Genomic DNA, 16,531 nt, shown 5'->3' with positions numbered 1-16,531 from the left:
TGCTGTCGGACACGTCGATCCGCAGCGTGCACGCGTCGAGCCGCAGCAGGGGCTCGACGTCCCGTCCGGCGGGTTTCCTTCACTCCTGAAACACTCGTGATCGAACGCCCGCGCCAGGCGGACGTCCCTTCTGCCCGCTTACCCTGATTCTGTGGAGCCGCGTGCAACTCCTCCGGGCAGCGGTGGCGAGGGCCGGACGCCACCGGACGCCGGGGTGCGTCCGGAGATCCTCGCCTCCTGGGAGCGTTCGCAATCGCTCGGCATCGACCGCGAGAAGGCCGCCCTGCCGGTCGAGAGCGACCTGGACCCCGACTCCCGGCTGATCAGGGCCGCCACACCGGTACTCGAACGTCTGTACGAGAAACTCTCGGGTGTGCCGGTGACGGTGGCGCTGGCCGACTCACGGGCGAACATCGTGGACCGGTGGGGCGCCCCCGCGGGGCTGAGGCTGATGGACGCCGCCTCTCTGGTGCAGGGTGCCAACGTCGACGAGCGGTTCATGGGGACCAGCAGCGTCAGCATGGTGCTGAGCACCAGGGCGCCGTTCGTGGTCGTCGGCCACGAACACTTCCTGCACGATCTCAAGGAGCTGACCTGCATGGCCGCGCCGGTGCGCGACCCGGTGGGCGGCGCCGTGCGGGGCGCGGTCAACCTCTCCGTGCCCCGGGAGCTGGCCGACCCCGGCATGGCGCTGCTCCTGCAGGACGCCACCGAGCTCATCGGGGAGCGCCTGCTGGAGCTGGGCACGGCCCGCGAGCTCGCGCTGATGGACTCGTTCCGCCGGGCCAGGGAGCGCGGTGGGCACGCCGAGCTGGACCTGGGCTCGGGAGAGCTGTCCCGGCTCGGCGGTCCGCCGCCCCACCTGGCCTCGCAGGAGCGGTCGCTGCTGCTGGAGCGTGCCGTCGAGCTGATCTCCTCCACCGGTGAGGCGTTCGCCGAGGTCCCGCTCGCGGGCGGTCGTACGGCCGTGCTGCGCCGCCGGGAGCTGCATCACGGCGACGCGGAGGGAGCGGCGGTCGAGGTCAGCTTCGGGGACGTCCGCGGCACGGGTGCGGCGGGCCCGGCCGTCGTGACCGCCCCCGACGGCCGACATGTGCCGCTCCTGGACCGTCCCACCGCGGCGGCGGGGCCGGGGGCGGCGGGCACGCCCGACACCACGGCCGAACCTCACGCCGCCGGGCCGGCCGACGCGTGGCTGCTGCTGGTGGGCGAGCCGGGCGTCGGCCGGCTCGCCGCCGAGGCGCGCGGGCGGCTGTCCCTGCTGAACGAGGCGGGCACCAGGCTCGGCACCACCCTGGACATGGTGCGTACCGCCGAGGAACTGGCGAAGATCGCCGTGCCGCGCTTCGCCGACCTGGTCGTCGTCGACCTGGTGGACGGCGTCCTGGCGGGCGAGGAGCCGCCGCCCGGACGGTCCTCCCCCGGCGTGGCGCTGCGCCGGGTGGCCGCCTGGGCGGGCGAGGACTCCCCCGGCACCCCGGGCGGCGGTGCGGACGAGCCGGTCGGTTACCCCGCCGGTACGCCTCAGTCCCGGTGCCTGGAGTCGGGGCGGCCGGTCACGGACTCGGTGGTGACCGCCGCCCTGGCCGGGCACCCGGCCGGCGAGGTGCACCCCATCGGTCTGCTCGGCGAGGGCGTGCACTCCTATCTGGGCGCTCCGCTGTCCGCACGGGGTTCCGTCCTGGGCCTGGTGGGGTTCTACCGCCGCGGCAGGGCCAGGCCGTACGAGCAGGACGACCTGGCGCTGGCGGGCGAGCTGGCGGACCGTGCCGCGATCAGCGTGGACAACGCCCGCCACTACCGCCGGGAGCACCACGCCTCCCTCACCCTGCAGCGCAGCCTGCTGCCGCGCGTCCTGCCCCGGCTGAGCGCCGTCGACCTCGCCTTCCGTTATCTGCCCGCGGACGCCAGGGCGGGCGTGGGCGGGGACTGGTTCGACGCGATCCCGTTGTCCGGGACGCGTGTGGCGCTGGTCGTCGGGGACGTGCCCGGATACGGTCTGCAGGCGGCGGCGACCATGGGCCGGCTGCGGACGGCGGTGCGGACGCTGGCCGGGCAGGACCTGCCGCCCGAGGAGGTGCTGGCGCACCTGGACGACCTGGTCAGCCGCACCCTCGACGAGTCGGCCGGCGAACAGGACCCCGCGACCGGGGCGACCTGCCTGTACGCGGTGTACGACCCGGTCTCCTGCACCTGCACGGCCGCCCGGGCCGGTCATCCGCCACCCGCTCTGCTGACGCCGGGCGGCAGGGCGCGGCTGCTCGACCTGCCGCCCGGCCCGCCGCTCGGGCTCGGCGGGATCCAGCCGTACGAGTCCGCCGCCGTCGGCCTGCCCCCGGACAGCCTGCTGGCGATGTACACCGACGGTCTGCTCAAGGAGAGCCGCGGTTACGGGGACACCGACGCGCGCACCGGACGGCTGCTGGCCTCGCTGGACCGCGCCGGCCCGGAACTGGAGGACGTCTGCGACCGGATCACGGGCGCCCTCCTGCCCGGCGGTCCGCACGACGACGTGGCCCTGCTGCTGGCCCGTGTGCACGCGCTGCCCGAGAACCGGGTGGCCTCCTGGGAGTTCCCGTCCGACTCCTCGGTCGTGGCGCGGGCCAGGGAACTCACCCGCGACCAGCTCGCCGCCTGGGGCATGCCGGAGCTGGACTTCAGCACCGGGCTGATCGTCAGCGAGCTGGTCACCAACGCCGTGCGGTACGGCGGTCAGGGGCCGGTGTGTCTGCGGCTGCTGCGCGACGACTCGCTGATCTGCGAGGTCTCCGACCGCAGCAACACCTCTCCGCGCCTGAGGCGGGCGGCCACGACCGAGGAGGGCGGGCGCGGCCTGTTCCTGGTGGCTCAGTTCACCAAGAGCTGGGGCGCCCGCTACACGTCGCAGGGCAAGACGGTGTGGGCCGAGCAGGTTCCGCAGCGGGAGCAGGCCGAACCGGAGCCGGACGAGCAGACGCTGCTGGCCATGTTCGACGAACCCGGCCGGCCCGCCCCCGCGGGCCCCGACAGACCGCTCCCGCCGGGGACTTGAAGCCGTGACCCGGGCAAAGGCGGGACGCCCCGATACGGTTGCGGCCCCGGGTCTGCGAAAAAGGTCCGCCTCCCGCCCTGTTCTGATTGGATCGGCTCATGAGCGAACCGACCCTCACTTTCGCGGATCAGGCCCAGTGGGAGCAGTGGCTGGAGGAGAACCACGAGAGCGCGGCCGGGGTGTGGGTGCAGATCGCGAAGAAGGCCAGCGGCATTCCGAGCATCACCTACACGGAAGCCCTCGACGCCGCCGTCTGCTTCGGGTGGATCGACAGCCGGCGCGACAAGGTCGACGACCTGTACTGGCGGCAGCGTTTCACCCCGCGCTCCAAGAAGAGCCCCTGGTCCCAGGTGAACCGTGAACGGGCCGAACGGCTGGCCGCCGAGAACCGCATCCGGCCGGCCGGGCAGCGGGAGATCGACGCCGCTCGCGCCGACGGGCGGTGGGACGCCGCCTACGCCTCGCAGAGCAGGATGACCGTCCCGGACGACCTGCAGGAAGCGCTCCTGGAAGTCCCCGGGGCGGCGGAGTTCTTCGCCACCCTCAACAGCAAGAACCGGTACGCGATCCTGTACCGCGTACAGAGCGCCAAGAAACCCGAGACACGCGCCAGGCGGATCGAGAAGTTCGTCACCATGATGGCGAACCGCGAACTGATCTACCCGTGACGATCCGCCGCCCTCGTCCGGCACCGTGCTCTGCCGGCCTCGGCGCTCGTCGGCTTCGCTCTGCTTCTCGTGGGTGCCGGCGCTCTGCCCGCCATGCTGCCGGTGGGCAGAGCTCTCGACCGCTGGGGTCTGAGGCCGGGGAGCGTGTCAGCGGTGTGTGGCAGCATCCGCGGAATGACGAGTACAGGAATGAGCCGCGGTCTGGACCTGCTCCGAGGGGGCGATTTCCCCTTCTACACGCTGACCTTTGTGCGGGACCTGCCCCCTGCGGAGCTGCTCGCCCGCATGGGGGTCGATCCGGAGACCTTGGCGCTTCGCGACGCCGTGGACCTGTCGGACGACTTGGGTGACGACCTCTTCGACGACGAGGAACCCGTCGTCACCAGCGGCATCGACGGCGCGTGGACGTGGGCGTGGGAACAGGGTGGTATGCACGGACTCGACGAGGGGATCCTGAGTCGTGTCTCCGCGGGTACGGAAGCCGTCGTGCTCCACCACAACGAGAAGCCGATGCACTGGTTCACGTACGCGGTGGGCGGCGAGGTCGTCGTCGGCTTCCACACGCTCCAGGCGATCGAACCGACCGGGCAGGACCCGGCACGACTGGATGACGCCATGAGGCCCCTCGGGCTCGTCCCCGGCGAGGTCGCGCCTCTGCACAGCGTCCTGGCACTGGCGGAGAACGCTTTCGGCATCCGCCTGCGGCAGCCCGACGACGCCGACGAGCGCTGGAGCGGCAGGCTGCTTCCCCTGCCGGACTGAACGCCCCGAGCGGGCAGCCGGGTCGAGCGTCTGCGGACCGTCCACGCCCGCGGCCCGAACGCCCCGCAGGGCGCACAGCTCACCGGCTCCCCGGAGGACTGGGCCCGCTTCCTCGCCCGCCCGCCGGCGGCGCGGGCGGGCGGCCGGGCGGGCGAGACCGCCGGACACCGTCAGGGGCGCGGTCAGACCGGCAGGCGGGCCGCGATGCCGTCGAGGACGCAGTCCAGGCCGGTCTCGAACTGCCACAGCAGGTCGTCCTTGCGGTCGGCCTCGCCGATGTAGCGCGCGTACATCGGGAAGCGGCCGGTGCTCATGAGCCAGGCCATCTGTGAGGCCAGTCCCGACCGGGCCTCCTCGCGGCTGGCCCAGCCGCGCGTGCTCAGCAGCTGCGTCAGGCCGACCTCCGCACCGACCGCGCCGTGCACGTACGCGGTGACGGTGCTGTAGACCGCCATCGCCGTGTCCGCGTCGAGTCCGAGGCCGTCGAGCGCGGCCAGCGCGGCCTCCGGTACGGCCAGTTGGTTCGGGGTGGGCGCGCACCAGGCCGCCCGGGTCACCCAGGAGTGCCGCAGCAGGACCTCCCGGATCCGCAGGGCCAGCGTGCGCATGGTCGTGCGCCAGCCTTCCGTTCCGTCCGGCAGGTCCAGTTCGCCGTAGACGGAGTCGACCATCAGCTCGATGAGCTCGTCCTTGCCGGTGACGTAGCGGTATGCGGCCATGGGAGCCACGCCGAGCTCGGTGGCCAGGCGCCGCATGGTGACGGCGTCCAGCCCCTCGGCGTCGGCGATGCCCACCGCCGCCTTGGCGATCCGCTGCGGGGTGAGCGTGGTGCGGGGGGCCGGTGCCGGGCGTTCGAGGCGTTCCCACACGGAGACGTGGTCCCGTTCCTCGGTCTGTGCCGGTCTCTGCTGGGCGGCCATCGCCTGGGTTCCTTCCGCCGGACGGTGCTGCGTACAGCGTATCAGGAGTAGACAACGTACACACCGACGTATACGTTGTACGCGAAAGATACGTCGTACACACCCTGGAGGTGCTTTCCATGACCGACGTGACCGGCGGCCCGCTGCGGACCGCGGTGATCATCGGCAGTACGCGGGACGGACGGTTCGGTCCGGTCGTCGCCGACTGGATCACCGGGCACATCGCCCAGCGCGAGGACATGACGGCCGACCTGGTCGACCTCGTCGAGACGCCGCTGCCGACCGTCTTCCCCGCCTTCGGCCAGACCCCCTCGGACGAGGTCATGGCCCGGCTCGGCGCGGTGACACCGCGGCTCGCCGCGGCCGACGCCTTCGTGATCGTCACCCCGGAGTACAACCACAGCTTCCCGGCGCCGCTGAAGAACGCCATCGACTGGCACAACGAGCAGTGGCATGCCAAGCCGGTCGGCTTCGTCTCCTACGGCGGCCTCGCCGGCGGCCTGCGCGCCGTCGAACAGCTCCGCGTGGTCCTCGCGGAACTGCACGCGGTCACCATCCGCAACACCGTCAGCTTCCACAACTACGGCGAAGTCTTCGGCCCCGACGGCAAGCCGGCCGACCCCGGCTGCGACGCCGCGGCCAAGGCCATGCTCGACCAGCTCACCTGGTGGGCGCACGCGCTGCGTGACGCCAGGCGTGTCCGCCCGTACGCCGCCTGACGGCCCGCCACTCGCGACCCGGGGACAACGATGAACGACAGCCCGACGCCCACTCCCGCGTCCGACCGCCCCGCCTTACCCCGGCTCGGTGTCTTCGGACTGATGCTCGGCATCTTCCTGGCGACGCTCGACGGACAGATCGTCAGCACCGCGCTGCCCACGATCGTGGGCGACCTCGGCGGCCTGGACCACTTCTCCTGGTCGGTGACGGCGTACCTGCTCACCATGGCCGCCGCCACGCCTCTCTGGGGCAAGCTCGGCGACCTCTACGGCCGCAAGGGCGCCTACACCAACTCCGTGCTGCTGTTCCTGGTCGGGACGGTGCTGTGCGGCCTGGCGCAGAGCATGGGGCAGCTCATCGCCTTCCGGGCGGTCCAGGGCCTCGGCGCGGGCGGCCTGATGGTCGGGGCGCTCGCGGTCATCGGTGTGCTGGTGTCCCCGCAGGAGCGGGGCCGCATCCAGTCGATGGTGGGCGTCATGCTGCCGGTGTCGTTCGTCGGCGGACCCCTGCTCGGCGGATTCATCACCGACCACCTGGACTGGCGCTGGACGTTCTACGTCAACGTCCCCGTCGGCCTCGTCGCCCTGCTGGCCGTCGCCAAGGGCGTACGACTGCCCGCACACCGCGTCAAGGGGCAGGTCGACTACCTCGGCGCGATCCTGCTGACCACCGGCATCCTGGCCCTCACCCTCCTCGCCGGCTGGGCCGGCACCACCTACGCCTGGACGTCCTGGCAGATCGCGGCGCTCGCGGTGGCGGTCGTGCTGAGCCTCGCCTGGTTCGTCCGCGTGGAACAGCGCGCCGCCGAACCCATCACGCCGCCGCGGCTGTTCGCCGGCCGGGAGTTCACCCTCGCCCAGGTCCTCAGCTTCCTGGTCGGCGCGATCCTGGTGTCCGCCGTCAACTACCTGCCGCAGTACATGCAGTTCGTCCACGGCGCCTCGTCCACGGTCAGCGGCATGCTGATCCTGCCGCTGATGCTCGGCATGCTGACGGCCCAGCTGACCACCGGCCGGCTGATGGACCGCGGAGGCATGGAGCGCGTCGTGCCGCTCACCGGCGGCACCGTCACCGTCGTCGGCACGCTGCTGCTGCTCCTGCTCGGCCCCGGTACGCCGCTCGCCGCGGCCTCGGCACTGACCCTCGTCGTCGGAGTCGGTGTCGGAGCCCTCATGCAGAGCACCCTGCTCACCACCATGAACAACGCCGCCCCGCGCGACATGGGCGCCGCGACCGGCACCGTCACCCTGGTGCGTACGATCGGCGGCTCCCTCGGTGTCGCCGTCCTCGGCGCCGTGCACAGCGGCCGCATGTCCGACGTCCTGACCGGCGGGCTCGGCCCGGCCGCCGAGGAACGTCTGACCGCCGGCGGCGAGCTGACCCCCGCGCTGCTGAAGGACATGCCCGCCGGTGTACGCCACACCGTCGAAGAAGCCGTCAGCAGCGGACTGCACGGTGTCGTGGCCGGCACGGTCGTGCTGTCCGTGATCGCACTCGCCACCGCGTGGTTCGTCCGCGCGGCCCCGGCCCCCTGCCCGGTGACGGCGAAGACCGTCACCGCAAGCACCCCGGAGACGGACTCCGTCCGCACTCCGCCCGCGGCCTGAACGCGGGCCGGGCCACGTCCGGACGCCCCCGGCACCGGGACGGTCCCCGCCCGCACCCAGGCTGCGCCGATCTGTCCGACCCGTCCGACACCCATCCGAGCCGCCGACCGCACGGCGAATCCCCTCCCCCGTCACCGAGGCGGTCGGCTCCCTACCGAAGGCAGAAACCGATGCCCACGAATCCGGTCGAGCGTGCCAAGGACATCCTGGTCCGCCCCTTCTCCCTGGGCGGCCTCGACCTGCCCAACCGCGTCGTGATGGCGCCGATGACGCGCGAGTTCTCCCCCGGCGGCGTTCCGGGCGAGGACGTGGCGCGCTACTACGCCCGCCGGGCGGCGGGCGGCGTCGGCCTGATCATCACCGAGGGCACGTACATCGGCCACGACTCCGCGGGCGACAGCGCCCGGGTACCGCGCTTCCACGGCGACGACGCGCTGGCCGGCTGGTCCGCGGTGGCCGACGCGGTCCACCGGGAGGGCGGCAGGATCATGCCGCAGCTGTGGCACGTCGGCATGGACCGCACCGCCGGCAACCCGCCCGTGCCCGACGCCCCGCGGATCGGCCCCTCCGGCATAGCCCTGGACGGCACGCGGTCGGGCCACGCGATGACCCGGGCCGACATCGACGACGTGGTCGCCGCCTATGCCTCCGCCGCCGCCGCGGCCGAGGCCCTGGGCTTCGACGGCGTCGAGATCCACGGCGGACACGGCTACCTCATCGACCAGTTCCTGTGGTCCCGCACCAACCGGCGCACCGACGGCTACGGCGGTGACATCACCGGCCGCACCCGCTTCGCCGCCGAGATCGTCGCCGCCTGCCGGGCAGCCGTGTCCGGCGATTTCCCGATCTCCTTCCGGCTCTCCCAGTGGAAGGTGAACCACTACCGGGCCAGGATCGCCGAGACCCCGCAGGAACTGGAGACCCTCCTCGGCCTGCTGGCGGAGGCCGGCGCCGACGTCTTCCACTGCTCCACCCGCCGCTTCCACCTCCCCGAGTTCGAGGGCTCCGGCCTCAACCTCGCCGGCTGGGCGAAGAAGGTCTCCGGCAAGCCCGCGATCAGCGTCGGCTCGGTGGGGCTGAGCAACGAGTTCCTCCAGGTGTTCCAGGGCGAGCAGGCCCGCACCACGGACATCGAGGAGCTGCTCGACCGCATGGAGCGCGACGAGTTCGACCTCGTGGCGGTGGGCCGTGCCCTCCTGGGCGACCCCGAGTGGCTGGCGAAGGTCCTCTCCGGGCGCCACGACGAGCTCAGGCCCTTCCACGTGGGGCTTGTCGGCAGCCTCGGCTGAGCCGCGGGGAACGATGCCGGACGGTCGCAGGAAGTCGATCCGGCCGGCGGCCGAGCGGCTGCCGGCCGGTGACACGCAGGGGCCGCGGCACGGCGGAACGGTTCGCTGTCGGGCGGGGCCTCTCCTTCGGCCCTCTCCTTCAGCAGGATTTCATCGGTTTTGCAGCGGCCCGGGGCAGTGTTGGCGGCGCCGAAGAGGACGCGCACGCGCTTTCCGCGCAGGTCCTCCGGACACCGTCGAACGGCTCCGGGCCGTCAACGCCTGCGATGACGAGTCAGATCCGTACGCCTGTCCGGCCGGGGCCGGACCACCTCCACACCCACGGGGAACTCCATGAAGATCCGACCGGACCGCGCCGCCCTGATCGCCCTTTCCGCCGTCGTCCTCACCGCCTGCTCCTCCTCCGCGCAGGAACTCTCGTACGGCGGGAAGGCCACCGGCGAGGACCTCGAAGTGACCGTCCTGGAGGTGGAGGAGGGCAGTGCCGGCGACCTGTCGGTACTGCAGAATCCCGAGCGGTATGCCGGCCGGACGCCGTACTACGTCCGCTACCGCGTCACCAAGGCCGCGGACGGGGCCGCCGAATGGCCCGACCTCGACGTCCTGGGCGACGACGGGCGGCTCACGCATCTGAGCATCATGTCCGGTCTCCCTTCCCCGACCGTCGACGCGGACGGCAACCTCACCATGGAGGCGGCACCGGAGTTCACCAGGTGCAATGCCGATGACACGGACACGAAGGACTTCGCCGTCGCCCCGAAGGGCAAGAGCTACGAAACGTGCCGCATCTACCTCACCGACGAGGGCGGGACGGGCCCGGACCGGGTCGAGTGGCTGCCCCGTTCCGGCAAGGACGACCCGATCGCCGTCTGGAAGTGACGCCGCCGGACGCCGGCGCGTCCGGAGATCCTCGCCTCCTGGCGGCGTTCACGGTCGCTCGGCACCGACCGTGGGAAGGCCGCCCTGCCGGTCGAGAGCGACCTGGATCCCGGCTCCCGGCCGACCCGCGGCGCAGTCCCCGTGTCAGGGCTGGAACCGGGGCTGGGCGAGGGTGCGTTCGATGTGGTCCAGGGAGGCCCCGGCGAACCGTTCGAGGAGCGCGTCCCGTTCCCGCCGGGTCGGTCGCGACGGCCGGGGCCGGGTGTGCGGTGCGGTGAACCAGGCGAGGGCGAGAGCGCGGACGGCCCGGTCGAGCTCCGTGGTGCGGACGATCTCCCCCTCGTGGTCGCGGACGGTGTAGCCGCCGTCGTGCTCCTGGAGGACGAGGTCGGGTTCGGGGCCGCCGCCCAGGGCGAGGAGCGTGCCGGGGCCGTAGGGCGGGGCGAAGACGTCGTAGACGCCCGGGGCGTCGTGCCAGTCCGCTTTCGCGTCGGCGAGCCAGCGGGCGATCCGCGGCAGGTGCGCGCGGTCGAGCGGAACGGGGAGGCTGTCGGTGGTCCGCTTGCCGAGCAGGGGCGGACCGGCCGGGTCTGCCAGTGAGCGGCGGATCTCCTCGAAGGTGCCCCGGCACAGCTTGGCGAACGGCAGGAGCAGCCCGTACAGGGCGGGGCCCCGGACGTGGTGTTCCCGCCCGTCGGCGTACCGGCTCACGGCCGGTTCTCGGCGCGTGCCTCCGAGGACGACCGTGGGGTCGACGTCGAACCGGGTGAGGCGTGGGCGGCGGATCCGGTGGCGGTCCCGGGAGAGGGTGAGGAGCAGGAGGCGGGCCAGGTCGGGGTAGTGCGTGGCCTCGGTCGTCGCCCGGCCGCCCCGGTTGCGGTGCGTGAGCGTGTAGCCGTGGGCGGCGCGGCACACCGTCCAGTCGAGCTCCATGTCGCCGACCCGGAGCAGTACGTCGTCGTGTGCGGGCCACACGTCCGTCCCGGACTCCTCGGCCAGGAGGGCCGCCAGCGCGGGGGCCTGCGTCTCCTCCAGCAGATCCGGGGTTGCGGCGGGCGGGGGCGGGGGCGGAGGCCCGGTGCGCTCCGGTCCGTCTGTGCTCATGGGTCCTCCGTGCGGCCGGGCGCCTCCGGCCGGGGGTGACACCGGGGCGTGCGGCGTCCGGTCCAGCCGCCCCGGCACCCCGGGATCGTTCACCGCCGTACCCTACGACGCCTTCGCCCGTCGCCGGCCCGCGCGGGCGTACGGAGCAGCCGTCGTCCCGCTCCTCCCGCCGTCCTCCGCACCCTGGCCGGCGACCGGCGGCAGGCAGGTGCCGTCAGCCTTGTCCGTCACGCCCTCTAAGCTTCGCCGCATGTCTGCTCTCTCCGATTTCGCCGCAGCCTTCCACTCGCCGGAACGGCTCCGTCAGTGGCTGCGCGGCCTCACCGTCATCGAGACGTGCCTCGACTCCCGGTGGCCCCGCTACACGTACACACCGGCCGGTGAGAGCGGCTTCGAGCACTTCGCGTTCGAGAACGGCGGCGGCGACGGCTACCACGTCTTCTTCGGCCCGTCGCTGGCCTTCTTCCGCGCCTTCGACCACGAGTCCCCCCTGAGTCCCTACGCCGGCGGCGCCCTGTGGCCCGGCCTGCTCGACGGACTCCCGGAGCCCCTGGAACCGCTGACCCGCCTCCCGCAGGACGAGAGGTCGTACCCGGCCATCACGCTGGCGCTCTGGCACGACGGCGCTTCCTGGTGTCACGGCTCCCCGCAGCCCCGGGACGGCGAGGAGCCCGAGCTCACCGACTGGGTGCTCGGTCCCCTGCGGCGCAACTTCAGCCCCGCCTCGGTCGCCGGTCACATGCAGGACTTCCACGGGCGCCGGGTGGGTGCCATGGCCGTGGGCTCGGTCCTGCGCAAGGAACCGGTCACCCCCGAACTCATCGGCCGCATCGCGCCGGACGCGGACGTCGACCGCGTGCTGGAGACGGTCCGCGCACTGGACGGGTGACTCCCCGCGGCCGGGGGTGCCCCGGCCGCGGGTGATGAGCCATGTTCCGCCCGACGATCAGCAGTGAGCCTCCGCCACTCTGAAGATCGCTGGTCAGCAGGGCTGGTGTGACCGTGTTCCGGGGTCCGCGAGGGCGCCGAGGCCGGCGGCGCGCAGGTGGGCCGGGACAGTGCCCGACGGCCGCCGGAGGCACCGTGGTCACGTTCGTGCTGCACCGTTCCGGGCTGCTCCTGCCGGCTCGCCCCGGGCTCCGATTCCGGTCAGCAGGTCCGTGGGGTGTCGCCGTCCTGACCGGCCGAGTGAAGCAGTTCGATGACACGTTCCTCGTACCGGACGCGGGCCGGGGAGAAGTCGTACGGCATCTTGCCGATGGCCTCCGTCGGGCTCGTCCTCGCCTCGCCTTCCTCCTCGCCGGCGTGCTCGTCCTCCTGGTCCAGGAGGAGATCGAGGGCCTCGTCCAGGCCGGATCTGTCGATGGCGGCTCCCAAGGCGGCCTCATGAGCACACCGCTGGGCAGCCAGGTCTTCGATGAGGGGGTCGTCGGGGGACACGGTGTCGTCCAGGGCCGCCTCGGCCTCGGCCAGGCGGTCTTCCTCGGCCCGCAGCTGGGGGTGGGTGGCCAGGACGATGAACCGGTTGGCCTGGACGGCGGCGCCCAGGGAGCCGAAGACACGCTCCGTGACCAGAAGGGTATCGAGATCGGCCGGGCGCAGGGACCCGGGCGGCAGATCACGCAGGCGGCCACTGACCGGCGGTGAGAGCAGGCCCAGGGGGCTGCCCACCTCGCGGAGGCGGTGCACGGCGGCCCGCTGGTCTTCGATGGCGGCCGCCTTGGAGGCGAGGGACTCCTCCAGCCGGGCCAGGGAATGCTCGATGCCGGTGGCGCCCTCGAAGCCGGCCCGGATGTCGTCCAGGGAGATACCCGCATCAGCCATCCTGCGGATCCACAGCAAGCGGATCATGTCGTCGTATGTGTAGCGGCGGCGGCCGTCGCTGCCGCGTTCTGGTTCGGCGAGGAGCCCGATGGCGTGGTAGTGGCGGATGGCGCGGGGTGTGGTCCCGGCGAACGCGGCGGCATCGCCGATCTTGACCCGGCGGGGAATCGCAGGAAGGGGCATGCGCGGAAACCTCTCGATGTCGTGCTCGCCGCCTACTGGACCACATGCCGCTACGGCACATGCAAACCGTTCCCCACCCCGCTGCCAAAGGCGCGCCCCGCGCTCCCGCACCGTCAAGGGGCGTACGGATCGCCGCACGGGCAGAGGAAACGTCCCGGACAAGCAGACTCGGGAGCAGAGCAGGGGTAACGAGGTAGGCGCGATCCGCAGCGTGCGCAGGAGGGTCACGCTCATGCTCCCGTGGTCGAGCCGGGGCGGACGATCATCAGGATGACGACGATCACCCAGAGGACGTTGAAGACGCCGGTGAGCATGGTCAGCCGTTTCGCCGCGGCGTGCGGCCCGTCCCCCTGGGCGGACGAGTCCGGGGTGGTCGCGAGCAGGCGCTGCTGGCCGGGCAGGATCACCAGGGCCAGCAGGGCCGCCGCGGCCACGGTCAGCACGAGCGAGGTGAGCAGCCAGGCATCGGTGAGGACGCCGAGCGCGACAGCGGTGGCGAGGCCGAAGAGCGGCACGGCGAGACCGGCGACGGCGTAGCCGCGGCAGATCCGGTGCAGGAGCGCGGCGATCGTGGCGGCCCGGGTGTCCGGCTCCTCGCCGCCGGACGCCCGCAGTGCGTAGCGGGGGAACATCGAGGCGGCCACGGTGATCGACCCGACCGCCAGGATCGCCACGAGGACATGCAGGGACAGCAGCACCTTGGCCACGGGAGGAGCCTCCAGCCGGAACGCGAATGTGTTGGCTGCCAATACATACACTGCCTACAGTGTTTTTGGGTAGGCTGCCTACTCATGAAGGCAGACGCGGTGCGAGGGCACCTGGACGGACTGTTGCTGGCCGTGCTCGAGGAGGGCCCGCTGCACGGGTACGCGATCATCGCCGCGGTCCAGCAGCGCAGCGGCGGCGTGCTCGAGCTGCGCACCGGCACGATCTACCCGGCGCTCAACCGGCTGGAGCGGCTCGGGCTGCTGAGCAGCAGCTGGCAGTCCTCCGGCGAACGGCGGCGGCGCTGTTACGAACTCACCGACGCGGGGCGGCACTTCCTGGCCGGTGAGCGGAGTGCGTGGAGCGAGTTCACGGCGGCGATCGGCGCGGTCCTGGATCCCGCCGGCACCGCGCGGCCCGGGCTGGCCACGTGAACGCCGCGGGCCGGCGGGCCGACCCCGTCGAGGAGTACGTCGCCACCCTCTCGGCGGCCCTGCACGGTCCCGCCCGGGTCAAGGCCCGGATGCTCGAGGAGATACGCGACGGCCTCGTGGACACGGTGGCGGCGTACGCCGACGACGGGATGCCCCACGGGCAGGCCGCCCGCCGGGCGGTACGGGAGTTCGGGACCCCCGACGAGCTGGTGCCCAGCTGCCAGCGGGAACTGGCCATCGCCCAGGCCCGCCACACCGCCCGGGCCGTCGCGCTCACCGCGCCCTTCCTGATCGCCTGCTGGTACCTGGCCCGGGCGGCCGGTCACGGTCGTTCCCGGCAACTGGCGGAGACGGCCCAGCTGTTGGCCGTTCACCTGGCCGGTGTCGCGATCCTCGCCGCGCTGCTCGCCGCGGCGACGCCGGCCGTCACCGGTTCCCTCGCCCGCCGGCTGCCGACGCCGCACCGGCTGCCGCTCGTGGTCGCCTGGGCCGGCACGACCGCCAGCGTGGCCATGGCGGTCGCGACGCTCGCGCTCGCCGTCGCCTCCGTCCTGGCCACGAACTGGCCGCTGCTCGCGTTCGCCGGTGTGCTGGCGGCCGTGTCGCACGCCTGGGTGGCGGCCTCGGCCCGCGCCTGCCGCCGCTGTGCGCGCGTGCCGGTCCTCTCTCCCGGCGTCTCCCCGCTGCACGGCTGACACGCCCGGGTCTCCGACGCCGCGGCCGCACCGGCGCACCGGTCGCGTCGGCGTGCCGGTCGCGTCGGCCACCGCGTGGTCGCTGCGGCGTCCGTTCCGCGGTGTCGCGGTGCCCTCCTCACGCCCTCAGCAGCGGGTTGGGCAGCGGGCGGTAGCGGGCCGCGGCGCCGTCCGCGGCGGTCCAGCGGAGCAGGAGGTTGGTCTTGGCGGGCAGGGCCGGGGCGGCGAGGAGGGCCGGGATCTCGGGCAGGTCGTGACGGGCCAGGGCGGCGCGGAGGGCGGGCCGCGGGTCGAAGCCGGGGTGGTGGTCGGCGAGGGCGCCGGCGATCTCCAGCAGGTGGTTGACGATCAGGCAGTACACCAGCCGTTCCCAGCCGGCCGCGCGGGGCGTGTCGGGGAGGAGTTTGACGCCCTCGGCGTCCCGGAAGAGGGCCTGGACGGGTGTGCCGTCCGCGTCCACGGCGACCAGCGTGTTCTGCAGGTGTGCCTCCAGGACGACGCCGTCGTCGGCGAAGGCGGTCAGCACGGGCGGGACGACCGCGTCGAGGTAGGCCGTCCACCAGGCCGCCGGGTCCGGCACGGCCGCCAGCGGGCTGCCGGGGAAGCCCTCCACGAGGGCGGCGGCGAGCAGCGGGGTCGCGCCGGGCAGCAGGCGGGCGCGCAGGCCGTCGCGGACGACGACGGCGAGCTCCTCGAAGGCGAAGTCGGCGGTGCGGTGGCCGCGGTCGGCGAGCCAGACCGCCGGGGGGCCGACCGAGACGAAGGCCTCCGTGACCGCCGTGTCGGTGCGGCGCAGTCTCAGCAGGTCGTGGCGCCACAGGCGACGGATGTCGTTGGTGATGCGCACGTCGAGGCTGAACTTGAGGAAGAGGTCGTCTCCGTCTCCGGGCGGGCACCGGGGCGCGTACACCGTGCGGATCGCGGCCGTGGGCCACACCGGGAACGCGGTCGTGCCCAGCCGGATCAGCCGTCCGTCGGCGAAGGCCGGGGCGAGGGCGTCCGCCGTCAGGGCGAGCTGCCAGGGGTGGGCGGGCAGCAGCCGGTAGCCGGGCGGGGCCTCGCCGAGGGCGTCCAGGGCGGTGGTGTCGCCCTCCTCGACGACCGTGTCCGCGCGCACGGCGAGCAGCGCCAGCGGGAAACGGGCGTACGCCTCGGGCGCGTAGGGCAGCCAGTCGGCGTGCGGGCCGCCGCCGCGCGCCTTCGGGGCGGGGTGGTGGGTGTGACCGGTGAGCAGGGACTGTTCGGAGCGGATGTAGGGGTCGTCGGGCGGGGTGGCCCGGGCGCGCGCGGTCAGCAGGGCGGCCACCGCGTCCCGGCTGTCGGTCATCTCGACGGGGAGTTCGTGGTTGTCCAGGCCGGTGTGCCGGCGCAGTTCCTCGGCGACGAGTTTCACCAGCCCGGCGTGGTCGAGGCGGTGCCAGGCGCCGGCCGCGCGTACTTCCGGCTCGGCGGGCCGGCGTCCGCCGCGGACTCTCAGCAGCCGGCCGCCCGGCAGCCGGTACACCGGACGGTCACCGGAGGCCGGACGGTCGCCGGAGGCCGGGAGGGGTTCGGCGATCTCCCGCAGCAGGCAGTTGAGGAGGGGCACCGTCGCACAGGCGTCGGCGCGTTCCGCGACGGCGTCCGGGGAAGCGGCGTCGGCGTCGGCGGGGGTGGGCAGGAGATCCACGCGTTCCACTCGTTCCCTACGGTCTGAAAGGGCGGAGACGA

15 protein-coding genes are annotated in these 16,531 nt (G+C 73.1%); 10 read left to right on the top strand and 5 right to left on the bottom strand.

Annotation, left to right across the window (positions count from 1 at the left end; all coding sequences use genetic code 11):
- Positions 1-151: 151 nt before the first annotated feature.
- The 3 genes from ACFYOJ_RS12110 to ACFYOJ_RS12100 all read left to right on the top strand — a co-directional run bounded on the left by ACFYOJ_RS12110 (position 152) and on the right by ACFYOJ_RS12100 (position 4,461).
- Entirely contained in the window at positions 152-3,031 is a 2,880-nt protein-coding gene (locus ACFYOJ_RS12110; protein WP_356556403.1) for a SpoIIE family protein phosphatase, read from the top strand.
- Between the two features lie 98 nt (positions 3,032-3,129).
- The gene (locus tag ACFYOJ_RS12105) at positions 3,130-3,699 is read left to right on the top strand and encodes a YdeI/OmpD-associated family protein (protein ID WP_356556402.1); all 570 of its coding nucleotides are present in this window, start codon (positions 3,130-3,132) and stop codon (positions 3,697-3,699) included.
- Between the two features lie 174 nt (positions 3,700-3,873).
- Entirely contained in the window at positions 3,874-4,461 is a 588-nt protein-coding gene (locus tag ACFYOJ_RS12100; RefSeq protein WP_356556400.1) for a DUF6461 domain-containing protein, read from the top strand.
- 182 nt (positions 4,462-4,643) lie between these two features.
- Here ACFYOJ_RS12100 and ACFYOJ_RS12095 read toward each other — a convergent pair whose 3' ends face one another.
- The gene (locus ACFYOJ_RS12095; RefSeq protein ID WP_356556398.1) at positions 4,644-5,381 is read right to left on the bottom strand and encodes a TetR/AcrR family transcriptional regulator; all 738 of its coding nucleotides are present in this window, start codon (positions 5,379-5,381) and stop codon (positions 4,644-4,646) included.
- Between the two features lie 119 nt (positions 5,382-5,500).
- On the opposite strand from ACFYOJ_RS12095, the gene ACFYOJ_RS12090 reads away from it, so the two are divergent.
- The 4 genes from ACFYOJ_RS12090 (at position 5,501) to ACFYOJ_RS12075 (ending at position 9,876) form a co-directional block, all read left to right on the top strand.
- Positions 5,501-6,100 carry an NAD(P)H-dependent oxidoreductase gene (locus ACFYOJ_RS12090; protein ID WP_356556396.1) on the top strand — a complete coding sequence of 200 codons (600 nt, stop codon included), beginning with the start codon at positions 5,501-5,503 and terminating at the stop codon, positions 6,098-6,100.
- Between the two features lie 30 nt (positions 6,101-6,130).
- Positions 6,131-7,708, top strand: a complete 1,578-nt coding sequence (locus tag ACFYOJ_RS12085) for an MDR family MFS transporter (RefSeq protein WP_356556394.1) — start codon at positions 6,131-6,133, stop codon at positions 7,706-7,708.
- A 170-nt stretch (positions 7,709-7,878) separates the two neighbouring features.
- Positions 7,879-8,997: an NADH:flavin oxidoreductase gene (locus ACFYOJ_RS12080; RefSeq protein ID WP_356556393.1), complete on the top strand. Its 1,119-nt coding sequence runs from the start codon at positions 7,879-7,881 to the stop codon at positions 8,995-8,997.
- A gap of 333 nt (positions 8,998-9,330) precedes the next feature.
- Positions 9,331-9,876 (top strand): hypothetical protein, encoded by a 546-nt coding sequence (locus tag ACFYOJ_RS12075; RefSeq protein ID WP_356556391.1) that lies wholly within the window; start codon positions 9,331-9,333, stop codon positions 9,874-9,876.
- A gap of 144 nt (positions 9,877-10,020) precedes the next feature.
- On the opposite strand, the gene ACFYOJ_RS12070 is transcribed toward ACFYOJ_RS12075, so the two are convergent.
- The gene (locus ACFYOJ_RS12070) at positions 10,021-10,980 is read right to left on the bottom strand and encodes a hypothetical protein (RefSeq protein ID WP_356556390.1); all 960 of its coding nucleotides are present in this window, start codon (positions 10,978-10,980) and stop codon (positions 10,021-10,023) included.
- A gap of 250 nt (positions 10,981-11,230) precedes the next feature.
- On the opposite strand from ACFYOJ_RS12070, the gene ACFYOJ_RS12065 reads away from it, so the two are divergent.
- Positions 11,231-11,869: a hypothetical protein gene (locus tag ACFYOJ_RS12065; RefSeq protein WP_356556388.1), complete on the top strand. Its 639-nt coding sequence runs from the start codon at positions 11,231-11,233 to the stop codon at positions 11,867-11,869.
- Between the two features lie 260 nt (positions 11,870-12,129).
- Here the strand turns inward: ACFYOJ_RS12065 and ACFYOJ_RS12060 are convergent, their stop codons facing one another.
- Positions 12,130-12,987 (bottom strand): MerR family transcriptional regulator, encoded by an 858-nt coding sequence (locus tag ACFYOJ_RS12060; RefSeq protein WP_356556386.1) that lies wholly within the window; start codon positions 12,985-12,987, stop codon positions 12,130-12,132.
- A 230-nt stretch (positions 12,988-13,217) separates the two neighbouring features.
- Positions 13,218-13,694 (bottom strand): DUF2269 family protein, encoded by a 477-nt coding sequence (locus tag ACFYOJ_RS12055; protein ID WP_356556463.1) that lies wholly within the window; start codon positions 13,692-13,694, stop codon positions 13,218-13,220.
- Between the two features lie 84 nt (positions 13,695-13,778).
- Between ACFYOJ_RS12055 and ACFYOJ_RS12050 the strand changes: the two genes are divergently transcribed.
- The gene (locus ACFYOJ_RS12050) at positions 13,779-14,126 is read left to right on the top strand and encodes a helix-turn-helix transcriptional regulator (protein ID WP_356556384.1); all 348 of its coding nucleotides are present in this window, start codon (positions 13,779-13,781) and stop codon (positions 14,124-14,126) included.
- Complete coding sequence (locus tag ACFYOJ_RS12045; RefSeq protein ID WP_356556382.1) at positions 14,123-14,821, top strand: permease prefix domain 1-containing protein; 699 nt, start codon at positions 14,123-14,125, stop codon at positions 14,819-14,821. Before ACFYOJ_RS12050 ends, ACFYOJ_RS12045 begins: the two co-directional genes overlap by 4 nt.
- A gap of 118 nt (positions 14,822-14,939) precedes the next feature.
- Here the strand turns inward: ACFYOJ_RS12045 and ACFYOJ_RS12040 are convergent, their stop codons facing one another.
- Complete coding sequence (locus ACFYOJ_RS12040) at positions 14,940-16,499, bottom strand: IucA/IucC family protein (protein WP_356556381.1); 1,560 nt, start codon at positions 16,497-16,499, stop codon at positions 14,940-14,942.
- Positions 16,500-16,531: the final 32 nt, after the last annotated feature.

It is taken from the genome of Streptomyces sp. NPDC006384 (assembly GCF_042870695.1).
Lineage (GTDB): Bacteria > Actinomycetota > Actinomycetes > Streptomycetales > Streptomycetaceae > Streptomyces.
This window is presented reverse-complemented; position numbering and strand designations above follow the sequence as displayed.

Excerpts from the sequence above, each read along its gene's own strand:
- ACFYOJ_RS12105 (WP_356556402.1), top strand. The coding sequence starts at position 3,130 with ATGAGCGAACCGACCCTCACTTTCGCGGATCAGGCCCAGTGGGAGCAG.
- ACFYOJ_RS12100 (WP_356556400.1), top strand. The coding sequence starts at position 3,874 with ATGACGAGTACAGGAATGAGCCGCGGTCTGGACCTGCTCCGAGGGGGC.
- ACFYOJ_RS12095 (WP_356556398.1), bottom strand. The coding sequence starts at position 5,381 with ATGGCCGCCCAGCAGAGACCGGCACAGACCGAGGAACGGGACCACGTC.
- ACFYOJ_RS12090 (WP_356556396.1), top strand. The coding sequence starts at position 5,501 with ATGACCGACGTGACCGGCGGCCCGCTGCGGACCGCGGTGATCATCGGC.
- ACFYOJ_RS12085 (WP_356556394.1), top strand. The coding sequence starts at position 6,131 with ATGAACGACAGCCCGACGCCCACTCCCGCGTCCGACCGCCCCGCCTTA.
- ACFYOJ_RS12080 (WP_356556393.1), top strand. The coding sequence starts at position 7,879 with ATGCCCACGAATCCGGTCGAGCGTGCCAAGGACATCCTGGTCCGCCCC.
- ACFYOJ_RS12075 (WP_356556391.1), top strand. The coding sequence starts at position 9,331 with ATGAAGATCCGACCGGACCGCGCCGCCCTGATCGCCCTTTCCGCCGTC.
- ACFYOJ_RS12070 (WP_356556390.1), bottom strand. The coding sequence starts at position 10,980 with ATGAGCACAGACGGACCGGAGCGCACCGGGCCTCCGCCCCCGCCCCCG.
- ACFYOJ_RS12065 (WP_356556388.1), top strand. The coding sequence starts at position 11,231 with ATGTCTGCTCTCTCCGATTTCGCCGCAGCCTTCCACTCGCCGGAACGG.
- ACFYOJ_RS12060 (WP_356556386.1), bottom strand. The coding sequence starts at position 12,987 with ATGCCCCTTCCTGCGATTCCCCGCCGGGTCAAGATCGGCGATGCCGCC.
- ACFYOJ_RS12050 (WP_356556384.1), top strand. The coding sequence starts at position 13,779 with ATGAAGGCAGACGCGGTGCGAGGGCACCTGGACGGACTGTTGCTGGCC.